The organism is Psychromonas sp. KJ10-5, from assembly GCF_055808325.1.
On sequence record NZ_CM147864.1, the window covers coordinates 1339287 to 1359752 of the forward strand.

At 39.7% G+C, this 20466-nt stretch carries 8 protein-coding genes; 1 reads left to right on the forward strand and 7 read right to left on the reverse strand.

Annotation, left to right across the window (positions count from 1 at the left end):
* Positions 1 to 59: 59 nt before the first annotated feature.
* Positions 60 to 662 carry a hypothetical protein gene (locus tag AC0L3W_RS06030; protein WP_290037976.1) on the forward strand — a complete coding sequence of 201 codons (603 nt, stop codon included), beginning with the start codon at positions 60 to 62 and terminating at the stop codon, positions 660 to 662.
* Positions 663 to 722: 60 nt separating this feature from the next.
* On the opposite strand, the gene AC0L3W_RS06035 is transcribed toward AC0L3W_RS06030, so the two are convergent.
* The 7 genes from AC0L3W_RS06035 to AC0L3W_RS06065 all read right to left on the reverse strand — a co-directional run bounded on the left by AC0L3W_RS06035 (position 723) and on the right by AC0L3W_RS06065 (position 20436).
* Complete coding sequence (locus AC0L3W_RS06035; RefSeq protein ID WP_290037975.1) at positions 723 to 1241, reverse strand: VF530 family protein; 519 nt, start codon at positions 1239 to 1241, stop codon at positions 723 to 725.
* A 120-nt stretch (positions 1242 to 1361) separates the two neighbouring features.
* Complete coding sequence (locus tag AC0L3W_RS06040) at positions 1362 to 1817, reverse strand: GNAT family N-acetyltransferase (RefSeq protein WP_409439408.1); 456 nt, start codon at positions 1815 to 1817, stop codon at positions 1362 to 1364.
* A 14-nt stretch (positions 1818 to 1831) separates the two neighbouring features.
* Positions 1832 to 2263, reverse strand: coding sequence for a VF530 family DNA-binding protein (locus AC0L3W_RS06045; protein ID WP_290037973.1), 432 nt, complete (start codon positions 2261 to 2263; stop codon positions 1832 to 1834).
* 8 nt (positions 2264 to 2271) lie between these two features.
* A complete protein-coding gene (locus AC0L3W_RS06050; RefSeq protein WP_409439407.1) occupies positions 2272 to 3912 on the reverse strand; it encodes a PfaD family polyunsaturated fatty acid/polyketide biosynthesis protein in 1641 nt (546 codons plus the stop codon).
* Between the two features lie 10 nt (positions 3913 to 3922).
* Entirely contained in the window at positions 3923 to 9697 is a 5775-nt protein-coding gene (locus AC0L3W_RS06055; protein WP_409439406.1) for a hotdog fold thioesterase, read from the reverse strand.
* 9 nt (positions 9698 to 9706) lie between these two features.
* Positions 9707 to 12202: a PfaB family protein gene (locus tag AC0L3W_RS06060; protein WP_409439405.1), complete on the reverse strand. Its 2496-nt coding sequence runs from the start codon at positions 12200 to 12202 to the stop codon at positions 9707 to 9709.
* A 2-nt stretch (positions 12203 to 12204) separates the two neighbouring features.
* Positions 12205 to 20436, reverse strand: coding sequence for an SDR family NAD(P)-dependent oxidoreductase (locus AC0L3W_RS06065; protein WP_409439404.1), 8232 nt, complete (start codon positions 20434 to 20436; stop codon positions 12205 to 12207).
* Positions 20437 to 20466 lie beyond the last annotated feature (30 nt).

A 20466-nucleotide genomic window follows, 5' to 3' on the forward strand; every position in this document is an offset into this window, starting at 1 on the left:
TATGCTTATAGTGAGGAGATAATTTTTTACTTCAGGTTATATGACATAAGGAGCTTCATATGGTCACAGTCGAAACACCTACCGGTTTTGAATGGAATGATCTAAATCGCAATTGGGTTAAACATTATTTAATGCCTAAATCTGCACTTTTATCACCTTTAATAAACGGTAATGAGCTAGATGTCGACACTATGGATGAAGCTGACTTTATTAACTTTTGTCACCTATTAGAAACCTCTGCAGAAGGACGAGAACTGCGAAATAAGATGTTCAAAGCTTGGCGCAGCAAAAAATCCCGAGATAGTGATAACGGTAAAAAACTTTATACCTTCAACATGTCATTAAAGGCCGGTGATCAGCTCAAGAAAATTGCCAAAAACTCACCTTTAAATGCAACCTTAGAACTATTAATTTTTGCTGAAAGCGAAAGTCACCGCTCTATTCAGTCTTTGCAACAGCAACTTAAACAAGCAAAACAGGAAAACTTGCAATTAAAAGCACAACTCAACTCTGCTTCATTACAGGGTTCGACAGAAGATGATCAAGCAGACATACAAGCTTTACTTAATACTGAGCTACAAGTAACTGAATTAGCAAAATTAGAAAAGTCTAAGTTAATTAAACAGATATTGCTGTTAAAAAGGCAATTAGAAGAGTCGTAATGATAACAAAGCAGCGCTTACCACCGCTTTGTTAACTGAGTTGTTGTTTAAGAATATAAACTATACATTCCAAGGATTACTTGGATCGTATTTAGGCTCGCTCTTACTTGAAGTTGTAGGCTGAGACTTAACTTTAGCATCACGCATTGGGTGTTTACTGGCCTGCTCTTTACGATGGCGCATATTATTACTGTGACGCTTTTCATTTTGTCTTTCTTGGAATGCTGAAGCGGCTTTGGCTTGCGATAGTTCAATAGACTCAATAGTAAGTTTCATTGGCGACAATGGCACTATACCATGTTCAAAACCACGTTCGCGCGGATTCAGATTAAACTCAACATCATTTGGTTTTGGCATACGTTTAAAACGATACAAATAGAAGCTTTCTAACTTCAATCTTGCCCATTCTTGCTTTTGCAAAAATTTCAAACTGCCTTTGATGGTAGGATTTACATCAAAACACTTAAAACGTGTTGCGGCATATAATATTTTCCAACCATAAAACTCAACGAGTTCAGTTAACATGGTTTCTGTTTTTAAGCCATGTAGTGGATTGTTACGTTGCAACTCTGCAGACATCTTTATTCCTAAGGATATATATTTAGTTATTAAAGTATAGCAGGCTTCATCATTTGAAGCCCATTACAGACAATTATATTAGTTAAATCGTCATTAATTAAGTTGTTATTAGCTAAATAATTAAGTAAAAATTAAGCGCATAGTAATATGCTCAATACCATCTTCATCATAGGGTTCTGATATTACCAAAAAACCCAGCGATTCATAAAAGCGTTGTAAATGACTTTGTGCTGAAATGGTAATAGCTGACGCCTGCATTTCGGTTTCAATAAATGTGATTGTTTTTTCCATCAACTTCTTAGCAATGCCTTTGTTTCTGGCTTGTTGATTAACCACGACGCGTCCTATCGCTACATCATCATAAATAACTCCCGCAGGTAATACACGACAGTAAGCTAATAGGCTATCATCTTCTTCATTGATCAAAGAGATATGAGCTGATTGCTGATCTAACTCGTCTAAATCAGCATATAAACAGGTTTGCTCCAGTACGAATACATCTTGTCTAAGTTTTAATATTTGATACAAGCGCTGTGCTGATAACTCTGAAAACAACTGAAACTGCCAATCTTGCATAGTTTACTTCCTACTTATTTTTTATTAATGCCCCAAGGATCACTTGGATCATAAGCGGGCTCACTATTTACTTCTGCCTTTTTCTCATAGATACGGTGTTTACATGCGATGTCAACACGATCAATCAAGCTATCGCTTATCACAGCCGGCTCTCCACTAACCGCCCCTTCTGGCAGGTTATGATCACGTGGCTGTTTGGCCAAAATTTTAGGCTCTGGATAGGGATAAGCCTTAAACTCATAAAGATAAAACATCTCTACTTTTTCTCTCGCCCACTGATTATTGCGTAAAAACTTACAGGTTGATTTCATTCCTGTATGAAAATTAAATCGGTCAATACATAAAGCTTCACTCAATCCTGGCCACGTATAATGATCAGATAACTCAGTAAGTAACACTTCTAGCTTTAAACCAAAGAGTGGATTGTTCTGTTTTTTTGCGGTCATGTAATACCTTATTTTGCTAAAAATGTCGTATCAGGCTGATAATTTAGTAAACTATTATGGATGTTAATCCCTTGTAATTTCAGTTGATTAATGCGTGCAAGGTATACTGCACCGGTTAACAAATGTAAGGCAACATCGACTGCTTTACGTTGTTCATAATTAGCTAAATAGGTGTGTTTAACCCAGCTGTTAAAGGCTCCTAAACTTGGTCCTGCCCAGATTTGGTAATCCATCTCTCGGCCTACTTCACCTATGTTTGACCAACGAGAAGATAACCCTAAATACCAGCGGAAAATTAATGCCATTTTACGTTTCGGATCATTTTTCGCTCTTGCTAACATAGCGGGATCGCGTTCATGGAAAAACGCAATGGTGGTTTGCCAAACCTGATCCAAATTCTGACGGAATATCTGCTTTTCTATTTTTTCACGCTCTACACTTGGTATCGCCTCGATACTTGGATATTGGCTATACAGTTCATACAATTTGTTAGCGCGCATCGCAAACATCGACCCACGCTTAACCACTTGTAACTTTACTCCCATTTCAAACATATCAGCCGCAGGAGCCATGGTCACATCTGCCATCTCAATATTAGCTAATAATTTACGAGTATATTCAGAAGCACCTGCTTCCACACAAGCTTGATTTACCGAACCTAATACAATGTAAGCAGCTCCCATGTTAAATGCAGCAATTGCTGATTCAGGAGTACCAATACCGCCACCTGCGCCAACACGAAGCGGTACGGCATAATTATATTTAGCTTGTAACTGGTCGCGTTGCTTAATGATGGTCGGTAATAAAGTCAAAAACGGACGATTATCAGTATGCCCACCTGAATCGGCTTCAGCAGTAATATCATCGGCCATAGGCACTTTTAAAGCTAACTCAGCTTGCAGAGGAGTGATCTTACCTGCGGCAAGTAACTTATCTAAAAGCTTCTGTGGCGGTGGCGACATGAAGCGTTCTGCGACTTCCGTGCGTGAAACTTTTGCAATGACTTTATTGTTAATGTTCACCGAACCATCGGGGTTTTGTGATAATCCTGCAACACGGTAATGCACGATATGTTGAGTTAATGCCATGAAAGCTGAAGCTTCAACGGTATTAACACCTAGTTTTAGAAAACGTTCAACAGCACCAGACTCTAGGGCTTCTTCACTTGGCGCATGAATTAAATTCACCGCAAAAGGACCATTTGGTAATGCCTGTTGAATACGTTTAATAGATGCTTCAATCACATCGGGAACTAAACCTGCAGCACCAAATGAACACAACATACCCGCTTTACCCAACGCAATCACTAGCTCTACAGAAGCGATACCATTCGCCATTGCCCCACCATGATACGCATACTTAACACCATGCGCTTGTTTAAATTGTTCACTCCCCAATTGCTCTGGTGTTAACGCTTGCGCAAAGCCAATCACCGGCTTAGTCGATTGTTGCTCCGATTCGCCAGAAATATGATGACAAACTCCTATCCCCTGCTCTGTTTGCGCAAGGTAAAGTGGTTTATTTATCGCTAATAATGCGCTTTTAATACTTTCATCTTGATGTTGTAAGGTATTTTCAGCCACTGCCCAGTTCCAATCTATGGTGTTAGCATTAGCTTCAAGTAATGTGTTTTTGCTTGCTTGTGTCATAACTGTCTCTTTACGCCTCTATAATACTCAGCACGATATCTTCAACTTGGTAAATACGTAATCCATCTTTAGATAAATTTGCATCACCTATAATACGTACTTCTGACGCATTTCTGATAATCTGTTTAATATGAACATCTAAGCTCATTTGTTTATTTAATGGGGTTATTTGACCTCGATACTTCCAAGCTACTTTTGTTTCTGGTGCAATAAAACGAGGGTTAGTAAACTGTTGTCCCAAATCATTTTGTAATGCATAACATTGTAACAACTCAATAATAGCTTCTACACCTAAAGAGCCAGGCATCACTGGATCCTGGTGAAAATGGTAACGAAAGAACCAATCGCTTGCGTCTATGGTACGTTGACCATATACATAGGCAATTTGATGGTCACCACCACCTTCCACTATAGTTACTTTATCTACAAAATTTAACTGCCCACCCGCTAAACGATAAGCAGGTTTGGCGGGGTTTAAAACAAACAAGCTTGATTGTTGATTAGTCAAATCTAACTGGGTTAATTGCGTTGCAGGTGTGTTGTTAGTAACAAACCAAGGCTCAGTAATTTGTCCATTATCAATGCCCAATTGATTCGTCAATGAGTCAGCACTGAAGTAACCAAATACAGCACCACCACGGTAGATACATAGTCCTTCCACACTTAATTCAAAACTAAAGCTTTGAATAATCGCACCACCCGCCATACTGGTCGATAATAATACTGATTTATTTACAATGGTTTTCCCCCGTAAATCAATGCTATTTACTATCTCTCCATGGCCATCTAGGTTACGGAAGTATAAATCTTTTTCAGGATATTTTAATGTCGTTCCCATGTAAGCAGAAATAAAACCATTAGGTTGTAAAGCAATCTCCATTAACAATGAATACGGCATCCAATTTTCTACACTATTTTTAGTAAAATACCAGGCGTCTTCAGGTACAACATATTCTGCAACACAACTTGATGGTGTTTTAAAATCCATGCGTTGGCCTGTCACTTCAGTGACCTGCGTAACTACCTGTAGATCACCACAAGGAGTACGGGGCGGAGTACGACCTTGATACACAGAAAATTCAGGGCCAAAACATTGGCTAATATCACCCGTAGCAAATTCAAATAAATGCCAAGGGGTAAAAGGCACAGTATCAGGAGTACGATTTTGTTGTTCTACAAATGGCGCTGTAAAGTGTTTAATCGGTACCACGCCTTTATTGGTAGGTGCAGTAAGGTCTGATTCGACACGCATTAATGGGCGCTCGATATGGGCAAAAGAATTGATGCCCCTTTCATCCAATAATGATTGTCCACTATGTGGCACCACTTTATCGTCAACTAAGTGATTAAGTTGCTGCACAGTGTCCGGTAACATCACTGGGAACGGACTATCTTGATCTTGTTCTTTAATCTCAACACATAAGTTTTTGAAGTCAACCACGACTTTGCCATCTAATATAATATCAATATTAGCTTTGATAAATGGACGTGGTGACATACCTATTGCTGTTACTTCCATACGGTAAGTTAAGATATTATGTTGTGGACGTACTTGACCACGACAACGTACCGTTTGAGCTTCTCCTGGCATAGGTTGGAAACGTGCATTATTGACCTGACTATTCATGCCTAACCAAAGCATAAAGAACATTGCCATCTGCCCGCAACCTTCAGACATTAATGAGCCAGCCATTACTTGATCATCTTTAAAATGACACGGGAAATACCAATGCTCAGGCGCTAACGCCTTTTGCCCTTCTAATAATCCCAATCCCCAATGTCCACCCTGTGGATCTATTTTAGTAACCCTTTCAATCATTAAGAATTTTTCAGAAGAAAATTTTAAAGATGGGTTTCGACCTTGTTGATCGTAATCTTGACCAAAACATCCAGCAATATCACCATCAACCAGTTTTAACATATCATGGTAATTATATTGGGTCTGAGTGTTTTTAATTAACGGAGTAAATCGACTCTTTTGTGCTTTATCTAACTGCGCCTGATCATGCGCGGTACTAATCACCCCCTTGCCATCAGCGAGCTCCTCATCGGTAAAGAAACCAGCACAACCATTACGCATAATAAGTACTTTTTTATCCCCAACATAACAATCGTAATGGAAGAAGAATAATAACTGATCGCCGTTCTTGGCATAAGAATCGATATGGATTTCATAACGCAATGTCTCACCACCAAAGGCCATCTCTTCTAAAAAGGTCAATTCACAATCTAACAAGCGGTAAACACGCTCACCTTTATTTTGAAAGTCGATACCGATATAAGCAATAAGCATTAAATCACACTGCCCTGATTCAACTGACACCGACCAAGGAATTTGCCCATCTATTAAAAAAGGAGCATCCATGGGAATATCATACTCAGTGGTCATTGAAGATTTTTTGTATTGATTTGTTGTTGCTTGTAAATCAGTCACACGGCTAACTAACAAATAATCTGTGGTTGGTAAACGGACTCGTCTTGGGTAGCTATCGATAATACGATACTGGTCACCAAATACATTGCCAATATCTCCTTCAGCAAATTCCACTAGTTGAGCCGTATCGAAAATCACTTTGTTTGGTTGATTATATTGTTCAATTAACTGCAAAGGTGGATAGGTATAACCGTTTTGTCCTTTGATATTGATTAACCCAGGTATTAACGCCTTTATTGACGAATCGCTCTCCAAACTATCATGATTTGAGTTATGTTCAGTGAAGGGGCTTGGCTGTGTTAGTTGAGATTGCAATTTAATCAAACGGGCAATGTGTTTCTCCGCCATAAAACGATGGCGTAAGAAAGCTTGATGGGTTTGATGTTGTTGGCAGATCTGCTCACTCACCTGAGTTTGTACTATTTCACCTGATTGTTGTGTCATGGTCATTGGCTTATTATTCATTGGTGCTTCTTGTGTTTTATCCATTACAAAACTGTTTTGCAATGCAGTATTCTGCACGCGCTGATGCTGCTTAATTGGCTGTACTGTGGCAGGGGTAAAATGTTTAATAAACTGTTCTTGTATAGTTTGTATTTCAGCACTATCTCTTAACTCATGTATTGCATTGAAGATAGATTTACCACCTAAAGTCACTGTTTTCATTAAACTTAATTTAGTTTTAACTTGCGGTAACAGGCTGACCATTTTGTCTGCTTGTGTATTAGACAAAATCAAGTGAGCAACGCTCATATCTTGCCCTAAACCATGCACTGCTACATACTTGTTGTTTTGGTTATCAGTCACTTTAACTTGGTAACTATGTAACGCAATAACACTAGACAATAAACTCGCCATACCTGATGCATTGTAGCAATGACCAACATACTGCTTAGAGGATACAAAGGCAGCAGTTGGGTAAGCTTGTGCTAATGTATCATGCTCGTTAGCGAGTTGTTCTGTATCACCAACAGCAAAGGTTTCAACTTGGCAAATATCCTGTGCAGTGATTTTGGCTTGTTGCAAGGTAGCATGAATTAGCTGTTCTTGATTAAATGGGTCACTATGATTAGCAAACAAACAAGCATCAATATTTGCGTAGACTTGCTCTGATTTAACCTGACCACTGGCTTTGACAACAAATGCACCGGCACCTTCACCAACTAACCACTGTGATTGTTGCCTAGCTGTTACAGCAACTTCCGCTTGTTCAGAGACAGGTAAAAACTGTTGGCGAAGACTGATATTTTCAAAACTACCAGCAAGATCTACACTAGCAATAATCACTGCCTCAATATCAGAGGTTTTTAATAAATTATCAGCAATATCCACACATTTATAAACTGAGTTTTCTTCACTAGAAACGGTAAAAGCAGGCCCACTAAAATCCCATAACGCAGAAATACGTGACGCCATAATATTACCAATAAAACTGGTATATTGGTTTAACTGTGCAGGATCATTAATACTTTGTTTACTCATTTCAATCAATTGCGACTGTTGTTGCTCAGTTAATTCTATCCCAATCTGCTCAAGACTGTGTTCAATTTGAGTTGCTAAATTAACTCGGCCGCGATACTGATGAAGATCTAACTCCAATCCCATAGCCACTAATACTGCTACTTTTCCACCCGCAACTAAGCCTGCGTCTCTTGCAGCATTATCGGCCACTTTCATCATTAATAATTGCTGTGCGATTAAACTATCTTGCTCATTGGGCGGTATTTTAAAACGCAAAAAATCGATATCGAACTGGCTAATATAATTACCCTTAGGCGCATTGTTTAGACCAATTTGATTCAATACTGAAGATTGTTTTTCAATTCCCTGCCAACGCTGTGTTGGTAAAACACTGAAACAGCCTTGTTTGTTGTTAATCGCTTCCTGATAAGCCAGCATGTTATCAACTTGCCCAAAGTGACAATCCATTCCAACTATAGCTAGTTTTTCTACTTGATTGATTGGCTGTGTGTTTTCAACATACTCACTATTACCTGGTTGTAGCACCAAGTGAGCATTACTTCCACCAAACCCAAATACGCTAACCCCCGCTGTTCTTTGGTGAGCAGTTTTCGGCCACTCCACGGTTTGCGTTGGAATTTGGGTTGCTGAAAAATAACCCTTTTGTGTGCTTATCGCATTATCCACATTGATGGTTGCCGGAATAAGCGCATTATTTAGAGCATAAATAGCTTTCGTCATACCCGGCATGCCTGCAGCTGTCAACAAATGCCCTAAGTTTGATTTAGCAGAGCCAAGTAAGGGCTTATGTTGATATTCGCTAAAGTATTGTTCCATCGAACTAAGCTCAACTTTATCACCTTTAGGTGTCCCCGTTGCATGACATTCAATGTAATCTACTTGTCTAGGATCAACCTCGGCATTACGGTAAGCCTCTTGATATGCTAGTACTTGTCCTTTGCTATTAGGACTTAATACAAACTCCCCTTTTCCATCATTAGTTAACGCACCACCTTTAATGACGGCATGGATCTTATCCCCATCACGTATAGCATCACTATGTCGCTTAAGCACCATCATACCGGCACCTTGTGCTGCAAATAACCCCTGAGAATCCTTATCAAATGGCGCGTGGCGGTTGTTTTCTGGAAAGGCTTGGAAAATAGAAAATCCCATATTTACAAATAATGAATCCGCTGCTGATACCGCTCCAGCTAGCATCATATCTGCTTTTCCTGTGTGTAAATAATCACAGGCTAATTTGACACTGTAACAAGATGATGCACAGGCAGCATCTAACGCAAAGTATTGACCACCTAAGCCATTAACTTGTGCTAATAAAGCGGCTGGATAGCCGCCTACTAGGGCATTCTCCGGTTTTACTTTTTGCTGTTCTGCAAACGCCGACAGTTGGAATTTAGGGTGAAGGGTTTCTTGTAAAGCTAATTCAACTACTCGGCGATAAGATTCCAAAAACAGATGATTAGAGCGTTTTGTTGGGAATGATAAATTACCTAAAATTAAACCACACTGCTTCAATTTTTCACTTTGCCAATAACCAGCATCTTGCAAGGCACGTTTAGTCACGTAAAGAGACCATTGATGCAAATCATCCAATTGGTGCAAGTCATCAACACTAAAGGATGAATCTGTAGCTGGTAAAAACTCCTCAGCATCAAACTCGAAGTCACGAACATAACCGCCATATAGACAGTAATATTTATCGTTGTCGCCCTTTTTACCTAAGTACTGCTCTGGTTTAACACCTAACTCATGCTCTGTAATGGCTGTGCGATTATCTTGTTTTTGTAATAATTGTTGCCAAAACTCTTCTGGTGCACTTGAGCCTGGAAATAGATTTGCGATACCAACAATGGCAATGTTTTCCATAAATACTCTCTATGATACTAATACGGATTCAGCTATTTTATTCACCGGACGTACTAACGTTCCGTTATAAAAAGGCTGTAAATTCACTGGATAACCCAGACTGACTAATGTCGCCACAGTTTTGAGAATTGCAGTATAATCGTCTAAATTTTTCTGATTTACTGACAAACAGGTTACAGAACCTTGATTACTCTTTAAAATCCTTTCAATCCATGTGCTTAACGACTTTCCTGCCCCCATTTCAATAAACACACGTTCTCCAGTAGCATAAATATTTTTAATTAAACGTGGAAAATCGACAAACTCGGTTAGGCATTTGCTGATACTAACGGCGATCGCTTTTTCAGTGATGGGTACAGGTAAATAACAAGAAGTAGAAAATAGCTGACAAGCTAATTTTTGCTGGACAGGTAACGAGTACATCGATTGCATTCGCTGATATTCACTCCGAGATAATTCACAATGAATAATATTAGGTACATTCAATGCAATTGCCCTCACCCCTAACTGCTTAGCTAGCGCTAAACATTGCTTGGGTTCACCTGCAATCACTAAGCTTTCAGGCGTGTTACGAATAGTAATGTAAACGCGCGGGTATTCAGCAATAATAGCGTTGACCTGCATTAACCCGACTTTAATATGAAATGACTCCCATGCATTTTCATTACCATTTTTTGCTTCACCCCAAGCCAGATCCAGGCGCTTTAAAGGCCCCGCTAATTGCTCAGTAAAAATAGGGCTTTGACGTAATCGTTCGCTCAATAAATCTGGGTTTTTCCAGCAACCTAGTGCGGCAAACATACTCACTTCTCCCATACTATACCCTGCTGCACTGCTCGCATTTAAGGACAGTCCACATTGAAATATATGGGTAAGTAAATAGGCATAACTAACACCTGCTTCAGCAATATTTGCCAAACTTCGTCTTAAATTTTGTTGGTCTTGAAGGGGATGCTCGTCACTAACCTTTAGGTGTCTAGGTGTGATCAATAGATCTTGTAAGCTACGAGATAAATCAGAGCTCATCAGGTTTAGTGCTTGATGCGAATGCGGGAATAAACGTAATAGATCTTTTCCCATATTGACATATAAAGCACCCACACCTGGATAGACAAAACTGAGTGGCTTTTTATACTGATTTTCTTCAACCAAGTGACCACTACAATAACTGCCCAGCGGGGTTTTCCAGACTTGTTTATTACTAATTGCTTTTGGTAGTCCATTACAAGCTAATACTATTTGTGCAATTAGCTGTTCAAAACAATCAGCTAATAAGACTAAGCAATAATAACCTTGTTGATTTTGGTTAAATTGCAGACTTTGGTGTTTAAAGTGACCATGTCTAAGATGATTTTCGCTAAATTGTGTAAAGCTCTGTGCGGTTCGAGAAATAGATTGTTCACAGCAGTGTAACGCTTCAATTAATTGTTGTACTGAAGTACTTTTAAATATAATTGGTTTCATCTTTTGTTGCGCTAGGAAACCATTGTTGTAATTAGGCTCAATTTGCTTGTTATTAGAGGAATCACTATTAGACACTAATACTAATTGATGTGAATGCTCTGCTACAAAGCTCAATACCAACTGCCTTATTTGATTAGCGCATTGAGGTAAATAACTTGTTGATTCAGATAATAAATAATAAGGTAAATCGGCGCATTTTTCAGCGATTGAGTCAGTAGGCTCCGATCTTGATAACAAATCAGCACAATAACCTAAGCGATATTGTTGATCGACACATAGCACAGTTGAAATTAGGCTAAGCAAGGCCATAAAGTCAGCATCTTCACTATCATAACAATCGATACTAGTTAACAGTGTGCATTTATCTGTAGAGGCGCTTTGCTGCCCATCTATATAACTTAGCGATAAGCAGTGTTGCGCATGTTCGTCAGCTGAAATCGACGACATGGATTGATTGATAATGATTGATTCGATTTGCTCGTAATTTGAACTATTACGAACGAAAAAATCATAAATATGCTGTTCAATTAGTTGGCTTTTCGCTGTTGCATCAAACGCACTATTCACGATACTTTGCGCATTAATATAAGCATAACAATGGCACTGACTTAATTGTGAATTAACATCTTGAAATGCATGTTGCGTGCTAATTAAAATAGCAGCACAAGCATTTAAATCGCGACCATCAACACTCATTAGTATAGTTGCTTTAGATTGCTCAACGGACACCTGAGAACAAACATTCAAGGCATCACTAAGTGATTCACAGTAAAGTACATCTGAAAATGTATTTGTAAATGATTGAATGTTATCGTTTTTAGCATTACAGATAACCACTTTAACCTGTGAACGATTAAGATGATTGTTCACTAATAGTTTGTCACTTAATACATTCAGTGCCGAAATCAACTTATCAGCACGGGGTTCAGGTCGAGTATCTATTTTCAAACCTTGGTATAAATAGTAATCAAATGCATCAATAGCAATCTGCTCATTGCTATTTGAGCTAATGTTTACCTCAATGCCCAATACCGCTAACATGATTAAGCGCTGGCCTTAAATAATTCTGATAAGCTCGGGCTACAAGTTACTTCCGCAGCGCTTATCTGACTAATCACTTTATTCGCTTGATCAATCAATAGTAAATCACCAAATACGCTTTGTCCTTGCTGTTTAGTCACGATTAGCTTAATAAAGAAGTGCTCACCTAATTTAACTTCACGAAACACATCCCAGCTTCCTGTACTGGTTGGTAAGCTACCAGTCCCTAACTGTTTGCTGGTCCAGACTAATAAGGCTTGATAGACTAAATCATTAGCAGCCACATTAGTCTCATTGAGATCAAACTCTCCGTTACCTTGGTTTGCTGCCATTTCAATAGCGCACTCAAGTAGTAAACCAGTTTCATCCAATTGATGAATATGTTGAATACCTTGTAAGCTTTGACCATGGAACAAGCTGCCGTCAGCATATAATTCAGCGGCTTCTTGGGATTGTTTTTTAACAAATTCAGGCAATATTGTCTGGTGCTCTTTCAATGACAATCCGCCATCCAATGGTTTAACCAAGGTCACTATTCCCTGGTAATGATAAACCAATTTGCCCTGTGCCGTTTTGCTACTTACCAATACTTCTACATTTAATTGTGTGTCAGATCGCTCTACTAGTTTAGTGTCCAGCATAAATTGTTCCGCATGTGCCCCATCGAACACAACGCCTTTAAACAATTTAAAATCTTTAACACCTTGGTATTGATAATCAGGGTACTGTTGTTCACAGGCTGATTTCAACCATGCCATTGCACATACTGTTGGTAAGACAGGCTGGCCAGCGATTTGATGATCAGATAACAGCATACTTTCTTGATGATTAAATACCTTGATAATTTGACCATCAACCTTTATCGACTCAGGTTCATTATCAGAGCCAGACATATCTGTACCAACCACAACCTGTACGCAGCGGTTATCTACTGCTGCAAGCTCACTAGCAAACAATTTAGCACCCGATTCAACTGGAATAATGTACACACCACGCTGATTAAACATATGTTTTAACTCTGCTGTGACCATACCACCGTCCCAAGGCCCCCAGTTAAAACTCAACACTTGTACTGCTGGGTACAAAGCTTTAAAGCGGTAAGCGGTTTTATTCAAAATTTCGTTAGCAATCGCGTAATCAGATTGTGCTGGATTACCATAGAAACCTGCTGCCGAAGAGAATAGTGCAAGATGCGTTAACTTGTCCATTTCGCAACAAGACAACAAAGCCGCTAATCCATCAATTTTAGTGCTATAAACCTGTTCAAACTCGCTTAATGTCTTATCTTCAATTAATTTATCCGCTAATACACCTGCACCATGAATAACCCCTGTAATACTCCCCCACAAGGTGGTAATCGGAGCGACTGCTGTCTGTAATGCTTGTTTATCACACACATCTGCCGCAACATATTCAGCCACCCCACCAGCTAACGAAATAGCATGTAAGGTTTGCTTAATCTCACGGTTAGCTAATACAGAGTTAATTAACTGTTTCACTGATTTTGGGTTTGGTTTTTGACCTGTATTCAACAAATGTTGCATGGCAGCTTTTTTAAGATCAACGTCAGTGTCTATTCCCATTGACCAGGCCCCTTCATCAGCTTGATACTGCGAACGACCCAATAAAATAAATTTAGATTGATGCTGCTTAGCAAGTTCGATAACACAATGTGCTGTCACCCCTTTTGCACCACCACTAACCAAGAAAACAGACTCTTGATTAATCGACTGACCATCAGTTAATTGGTAGCTGTCGGTTTTCTGTGCCACTAAAGTTAATCGCCCTTCACTGTTATAACCCACTTCTGTAGGCAAAGTAGCTTTATCATTAAGCTCAGACACGACTATCTTAGAGACTTTACTGGTTGTAAATTTACAAGGCAGATCAACGATACGACAGAAAACCTTGTTCCACTCTTGCGCTAAGGTTTTTACTAATCCAGATAAACCACCCTGTACTAAATCTGCTTTGCTTTCTAAATTGTTTGTTGCAAAGTCGCCACCTTGACGTGTCACCACTAAAAATGATGCACGGACTTCATTATTTAATTGGTTTAATTTACATAACTTTGCCAACAAAAACACCAGTTGCAGTCCTTGTTTAGCTTGTTCATCAAAATCAATACCTGGTGCATTCGTTTTAGGATGTAAATAGATAACAGATTGCCATTGTTGAGCAGACATAATGTCTGCAATAATCGCTTCATCAAGCGATGGTAAATCAACAAGTTGGATCTGTTGGTCAAACTGCTTGGTTAATTTCACTTTAATCCAGTGAGGTGTTAGAACAGTGACTTTCCATCCAGCTTTTATTAATTCATTAGCAGTTAAAACACAACTATCAAGCCCGTCATTAACCAATAATAATTGTTTACTACCATCGGTTTCACCTTTCACACTTGAGTCATCGTATTCAAGTGCTGAAAGCTTTTTTATTGCCACCGTTGCACTGGGTGCAGGTTCAAAGGTTTCGGTTAATGGTACATATGACGCATGACTAAATGTATTAACGGTTATTACAGACGTATTATCCGCTTGAACCGAGTGCATGTAGTTAACAATTTCAGCCAACGTGGACATTTGTGATAATTGTTCTGCATCTAACTCAGGAAGTGCTGATATTTGGTCTTGTACACCGCCCAGGATTTCTACACGTTTGATAGAGTCTATACCCAAATCCGCTTCCATATTCATGCTTAACTCCAGCATTTCCGTTGGATAGCCTGTTTTATCAGCCACAACTGACAACATAGTGCGTTCGATATGCTCTACATCTATTGTTTGCGGTGCCTCTTCAGTCGCTTGTACTGTATTAGCATTAGTCACGCCCATCACTGAGTTCATGTAAGCCACAATTTCTTCAAGCGTACGCATTTGTGCAAGTTGCTCAGCGTCTAATTCTGGTAAGTCTGCCACTTGATCTTGCACAGCCCCTAGGATTTCAACGCGTTTGATTGAATCGATACCTAAATCCGCTTCCATATCCATGCTTAATTCAAGCATCTCTGTTGGGTAACCGGTTTTATCAGCAACAACTGCAAGCATGGTTTGTTCAATCAATTGAGCGTCAACGCTATTAGCCGTTGTGTTGCCAAGGGAGTTATTTTCTGTTGCAGCATTGACTGGCATATTCAGTGTGTCGCCCATCACTGAATTCATGTAAACCACAATTTCTTCAAGCGTGCGCATTTGTGCAAGTTGCTCAGCGTCTAATTCTGGTAAATCCGTCACTTGATCTTGCACGGCCCCTAGGATTTCAACGCGTTTGATTGAGTCAATACCTAAATCCGCTTCCATATCCATGCTTAATTCAAGTATCTCTGTTGGGTAACCGGTTTTATCAGCAACAACCGCAAGCATGGTTTGTTCAATCAATTGAGCGTCAACGCTATTAGCCGTTGTGTTGCCAAGGGAGTTATTTGCTGTTGCAGCATTGACTGGCATATTCAGTGTGTCGCCCATCACTGAATTCATGTAAACCACAATTTCTTCAAGCCTGCGCATTTGTGCAAGTTGCTCAGCGTCTAATTCTGGTAAATCCGTCACTTGATCTTGCACGGCCCCTAAGATTTCAACGCGTTTGATTGAATCGATACCTAAATCCGCTTCCATATCCATGCTTAATTCAAGCATTTCTGTTGGGTAACCGGTTTTATCAGCAACAACCGCGAGCATGGTTTGTTCAATTAATTGAGCGTCAACGCTATTAGGCGTTGTGTTACTAAAGGGGTTATTTGCTGTTGTCACACTTGCTGGTTTATTCAGTGTGTTGCCCATTACTGAATTCATGTAAACCACAATTTCTTCAAGCGTACGCATTTGTGCAAGTTGCTCAGCGTCTAATTCTGGTAAATCCGTCACTTTATCTTGCACAGCCCCTAGGATTTCAACGCGTTTGATTGAGTCAATACCTAAATCCGCTTCCATATCCATGCTTAATTCAAGCATCTCTGTTGGGTAACCGGTTTTATCAGCAACAACCGCAAGCATGGTTTGTTCAATCAATTGAGCGTCAACGCTATTAGCCGTTGTGTTACCAAGGGGATTATTTGCTGTTGTCACACTTGCTGGTTTATTCAGTGTGTCGCCCATCACTGAATTCATGTAAACCACAATTTCTTCAAGCGTACGCATTTGTGCAAGTTGCTCAGCGTCTAATTCTGGTAAATCCGTCACTTGATCTTGCACGGCCCCTAGGATTTCAACGCGTTTGATTGAATCGATACCTAAATCCGCTTCCATATCCATGCTTAATTCAAGCATCTCTGTTGGGTAACCGGTTTTATCAGCAACAACCGCGAGCATGATTTGTTCAATCAATTGAGCGTCAACGCTATTAGCCGTTGTGTTACCAAGGGGGGGATTTGCTGTTGCCACACTTGCTGGCATATTCTGTGTGTCGCCCATCACGGAGTTCATGTAAACCACAATTTCTTCAAGCGTACGCATTTGTGCAAGTTGCTCAGCGTCTAATTCTGGTAAGTCTGTCACTTGATCTTGCACTGCTCCTAGGATTTCAACGCGTTTGATTGAATCGATACCTAAATCCGCTTCCATATCCATGCTTAGTTCAAGCATCTCTGTTGGGTAACCGGTTTTATCAGCAACAACCGCGAGCATGGTATCAGCTATCGCTTGATTTGAAGCAATCTCACCACTTAGTGGCGACACTTTGTCATCAACTGTATTTTGTTGTACTTTTCTGACAGGACTAGTTTGTACACCTTTAACCGTGTCATGTGTTGCCTGTAATTGCTCTTGTAGACTCAAATTGGTTGTTAATGGCTTATTTCCACTTTGCAAGTCAGGGGATTTCTGAAGTTCATTAACTGGTGCTACTTGTTGAGGATTGTCCCCTTTATTATCAGACACTCTACTTAGCATATGCTGCATATTTTCGGTCTGATTATTCAGGTATGTCTCATGTACTCTTAATGTTTCTGTTTGGAAATCATGGTACATACTTAAAGTTTTATCCAAACCTTCAGGTAATTTTTGTTGGCCAGCTTGCGCAGTTAATACCGTTTTAAAGGTGTCTGCATATTGATTAGGCCCTTCTAAATACGCTTGATGTACGGATAATAGTTGTGATTGATGCTCAATTAACCGCTTAACACTATCTTGAATATCATTAGCCGAAATTTGAGTATTTAGTGTATCTGTTGGCTGCGTTGCCACCGCTGATTGATCAGCTAAAGGCTTACCTTCACTGTCGACATAAATCATTTTTTCTACAACTTTCTCAACAATGACCTCTTTGATCACTTCTTTGACTTCAGTGACAGGTTGTTGATTGTTACCTATCTTCCAATTGTCAGTTAACGCATCTTGGAAAGCCTGTTTTGTTTTAGGACTGACATAGGCAGCACCCGATAATTTCATCGCTAATGGTGATTTTTTAGGTGCAACCGTTGGGCGACTAACTGCGGAATAAGGGTCAATGTTATCTAGCTCAACGCCTAAAACAGCTAATTGCACAGCGGCTAAACGTAATTGAATATCAGCACTTTGTTTGGTATTACCGTTAGTCGCAATGCTCACTACATCTGATTTATCTTGCAGAATATTATCCACTAAACCGGTAAGTACATTTTTAGGGCCGAACTCTACAAAGATACGACCACCAGCCTTGTATAAATTCTCAATCTGTTTACTGAATTGTACCGATTCTAGAATATGCCCTTTAAGCGCAGCTTTTATCTTTTGCGGCTGCTCACTGTGTGCTTCACCAGTACCATTAGCAAACACATTTATCGTTGGTTTAGCAAATTTGACTTGATCAATAGCCTTAGCAAATGGTTGCTGAGCATGCTCAACTAATGGCGTGTGGAAAGCAGCAGAAACAGGTAACTCAATCACTTTTAAACCAAGTTTAGTGAGTTTTGTACTCGCATCTAAAATGGCTATTTTACTACCAGCAATCACCGCTTGATTATGAGCATTATAATTAGCAATGCTTACTCCAGCGATCTCCGCAATTTCAATCTCTACTAAAGCAACTTCTCCAATAACAGCAGCCATTGCCCCTGCATCAAAATCTACTTGATTGGGTGCTGACATAGCTTGGCCACGGGCAATGGCAAGTTGCATATAATCATATTCTGAATACACACCTGCTGCCCATAATGCCGTTAACTCACCGAAGCTATGTCCTGCGGTAAAGTCAGGTTTAAAACCAGCTTGTTTAAATGTATTAAATAAGCCAACTGATAAACTGCCTATCGCAGGTTGTGCATATTCTGTTAGTCGTAAAGTCTGCTCTTGTTGCGCTTTTTTAGATGCATCAAATACTGGAATAGGATAAAGCACATCACTTACCTTACCCGTTGAACTTAATGCAAACTGTTTATCCATGGCTACTTGACTGGCCATCATAGTTGGGAAATGACAAACCAATTCACGCCCCATGTTCACATATTGGGACCCTTGACCTGAAAATAGAGCAACCACTTTACCTTTACTATTGATAGCCTGCTGTTGGTAATAGATACCCGTTGGCATTGACCATTGTTCAGATTGATCTGTTGTTAGTTTATCGATTGCTTGCGTTAATAACTGTTTAGCATGATTAACGTCATTGGCTACAAAACCACAACGCACTTGATCAGCAGCAATTTTACGTACAGGAAAGTCAATTATAAATTGATTATAAGCATAGGGTTGATTGTCTTGACCAACCTTTAAAGCCTGATGCTGCGCCGTTAATATCTCAATTAGCTGTGCTTTATTATCAGCGGCAATTAAAAATGACTGCGCAACCTCGTTTAATCGATAAGCATGTTGATGTTGCTGTGAGTATTCTTCTAATACTAGATGGAAGTTAGTGCCACCAAATCCAAAAGAGCTGATCCCCGCTTGACGCTTAACACCATCAACACGCTGCATCCAAGGACGTGTTTCAGTATTAATATAAAGTGGTGTATTTTCGATATCTAAATTTTTATTCGGTAGATCAACATTAATCGTCGGTGGTAATACTTTGTGGTGTAACGCTAGTGCTGCTTTAATTAATCCGGCAGTACCTGCCGCCGCTTTAGTATGGCCCACTTGTGATTTAACTGAGCCTAATGCCACGTGTTGCTTTTGTTCATTATTTTCACTGAACAATAACTCTAAACCTCTAAACTCTGCCGCATCTCCGGCTTTAGTACCAGTGCCGTGCGCTTCAATTAATCCACATGTTTTTGGATCAAAACCTGCATCTTGATAAGCACGTTTAAGTGCTTTTAATTGCCCTTCTGGACGCGGCGCATAGATGGATTTAAACTTTCCATCTGAAGAGCTACCAATACCTTTGATCACAGAGTAGATTCGGTCACCATCACGTTCAGCATCTTCTAAACGTTTAAGTGCAATCATACCCACACCTTCACCAATCATCATACCATTGGATTTATCATCAAAAGGACGAATGCAATCGCCATCAGTAAATGCTGGTGTTTTTGAAAATGACATGTACATAAATGGTGAGTTATCACAACATATACCACCCGATAACATCATATCTGAGCGGTATTCCAATAGGTCTGATACTGCCATTTTAATAGCGGCTAAAGAACCTGCGCAAGCGGCATCAACCACACAGTTTGTACCACCAAGATTAAAACGATTAGCAATACGTCCAGCAATAACGTTACCTAACATACCTGGGAATGAGTTCTCTTCCCATGGAATATACGCTTTTTTAAATTTATCCACGATCACATTAGTATCATCTTCACTGACACCTGATGCTTTTAACACCTTTTCTAGTACAGGACCTTGCAATCGGGACATTAACTGCCCACCCTGTTTTTGGCCGCCACCCACCCCTAGGATAATCCCCATTTTATCGCGATCAACATTACCTTCAACACTTAAACCCGCATCAGCAATAACATCACGTGCAGTCACTAATGCCATTAATTGGGTAATATCAGTTAATTCTAGTAAATTAGGTGGAAGACCAAATTCCATCGGATCAAAATCAATTTCAGGTAAAAAACCACCACGTTTACAATAACTTTTATCTGCTTCTTTTTTATCTGCAGAGTAATAGTCATCAATAGCCCAGCGATCTTCAGGTACATCTTGAATGCCATTCACAGAATTAACTATGGTTTCCCAAAACTGTCCTAGATTTTTACTTTCAGCAAAAACCGAAGCCATACCAACAATTGCTATTGGCGTTTCTTGTAAGCGTGAATTAATACGCTTATCAGCCGCTGTGTTGGTGTTTTGTTTTTTTGACATTATGTTCTCCAATGGCATTACTATCTGTTT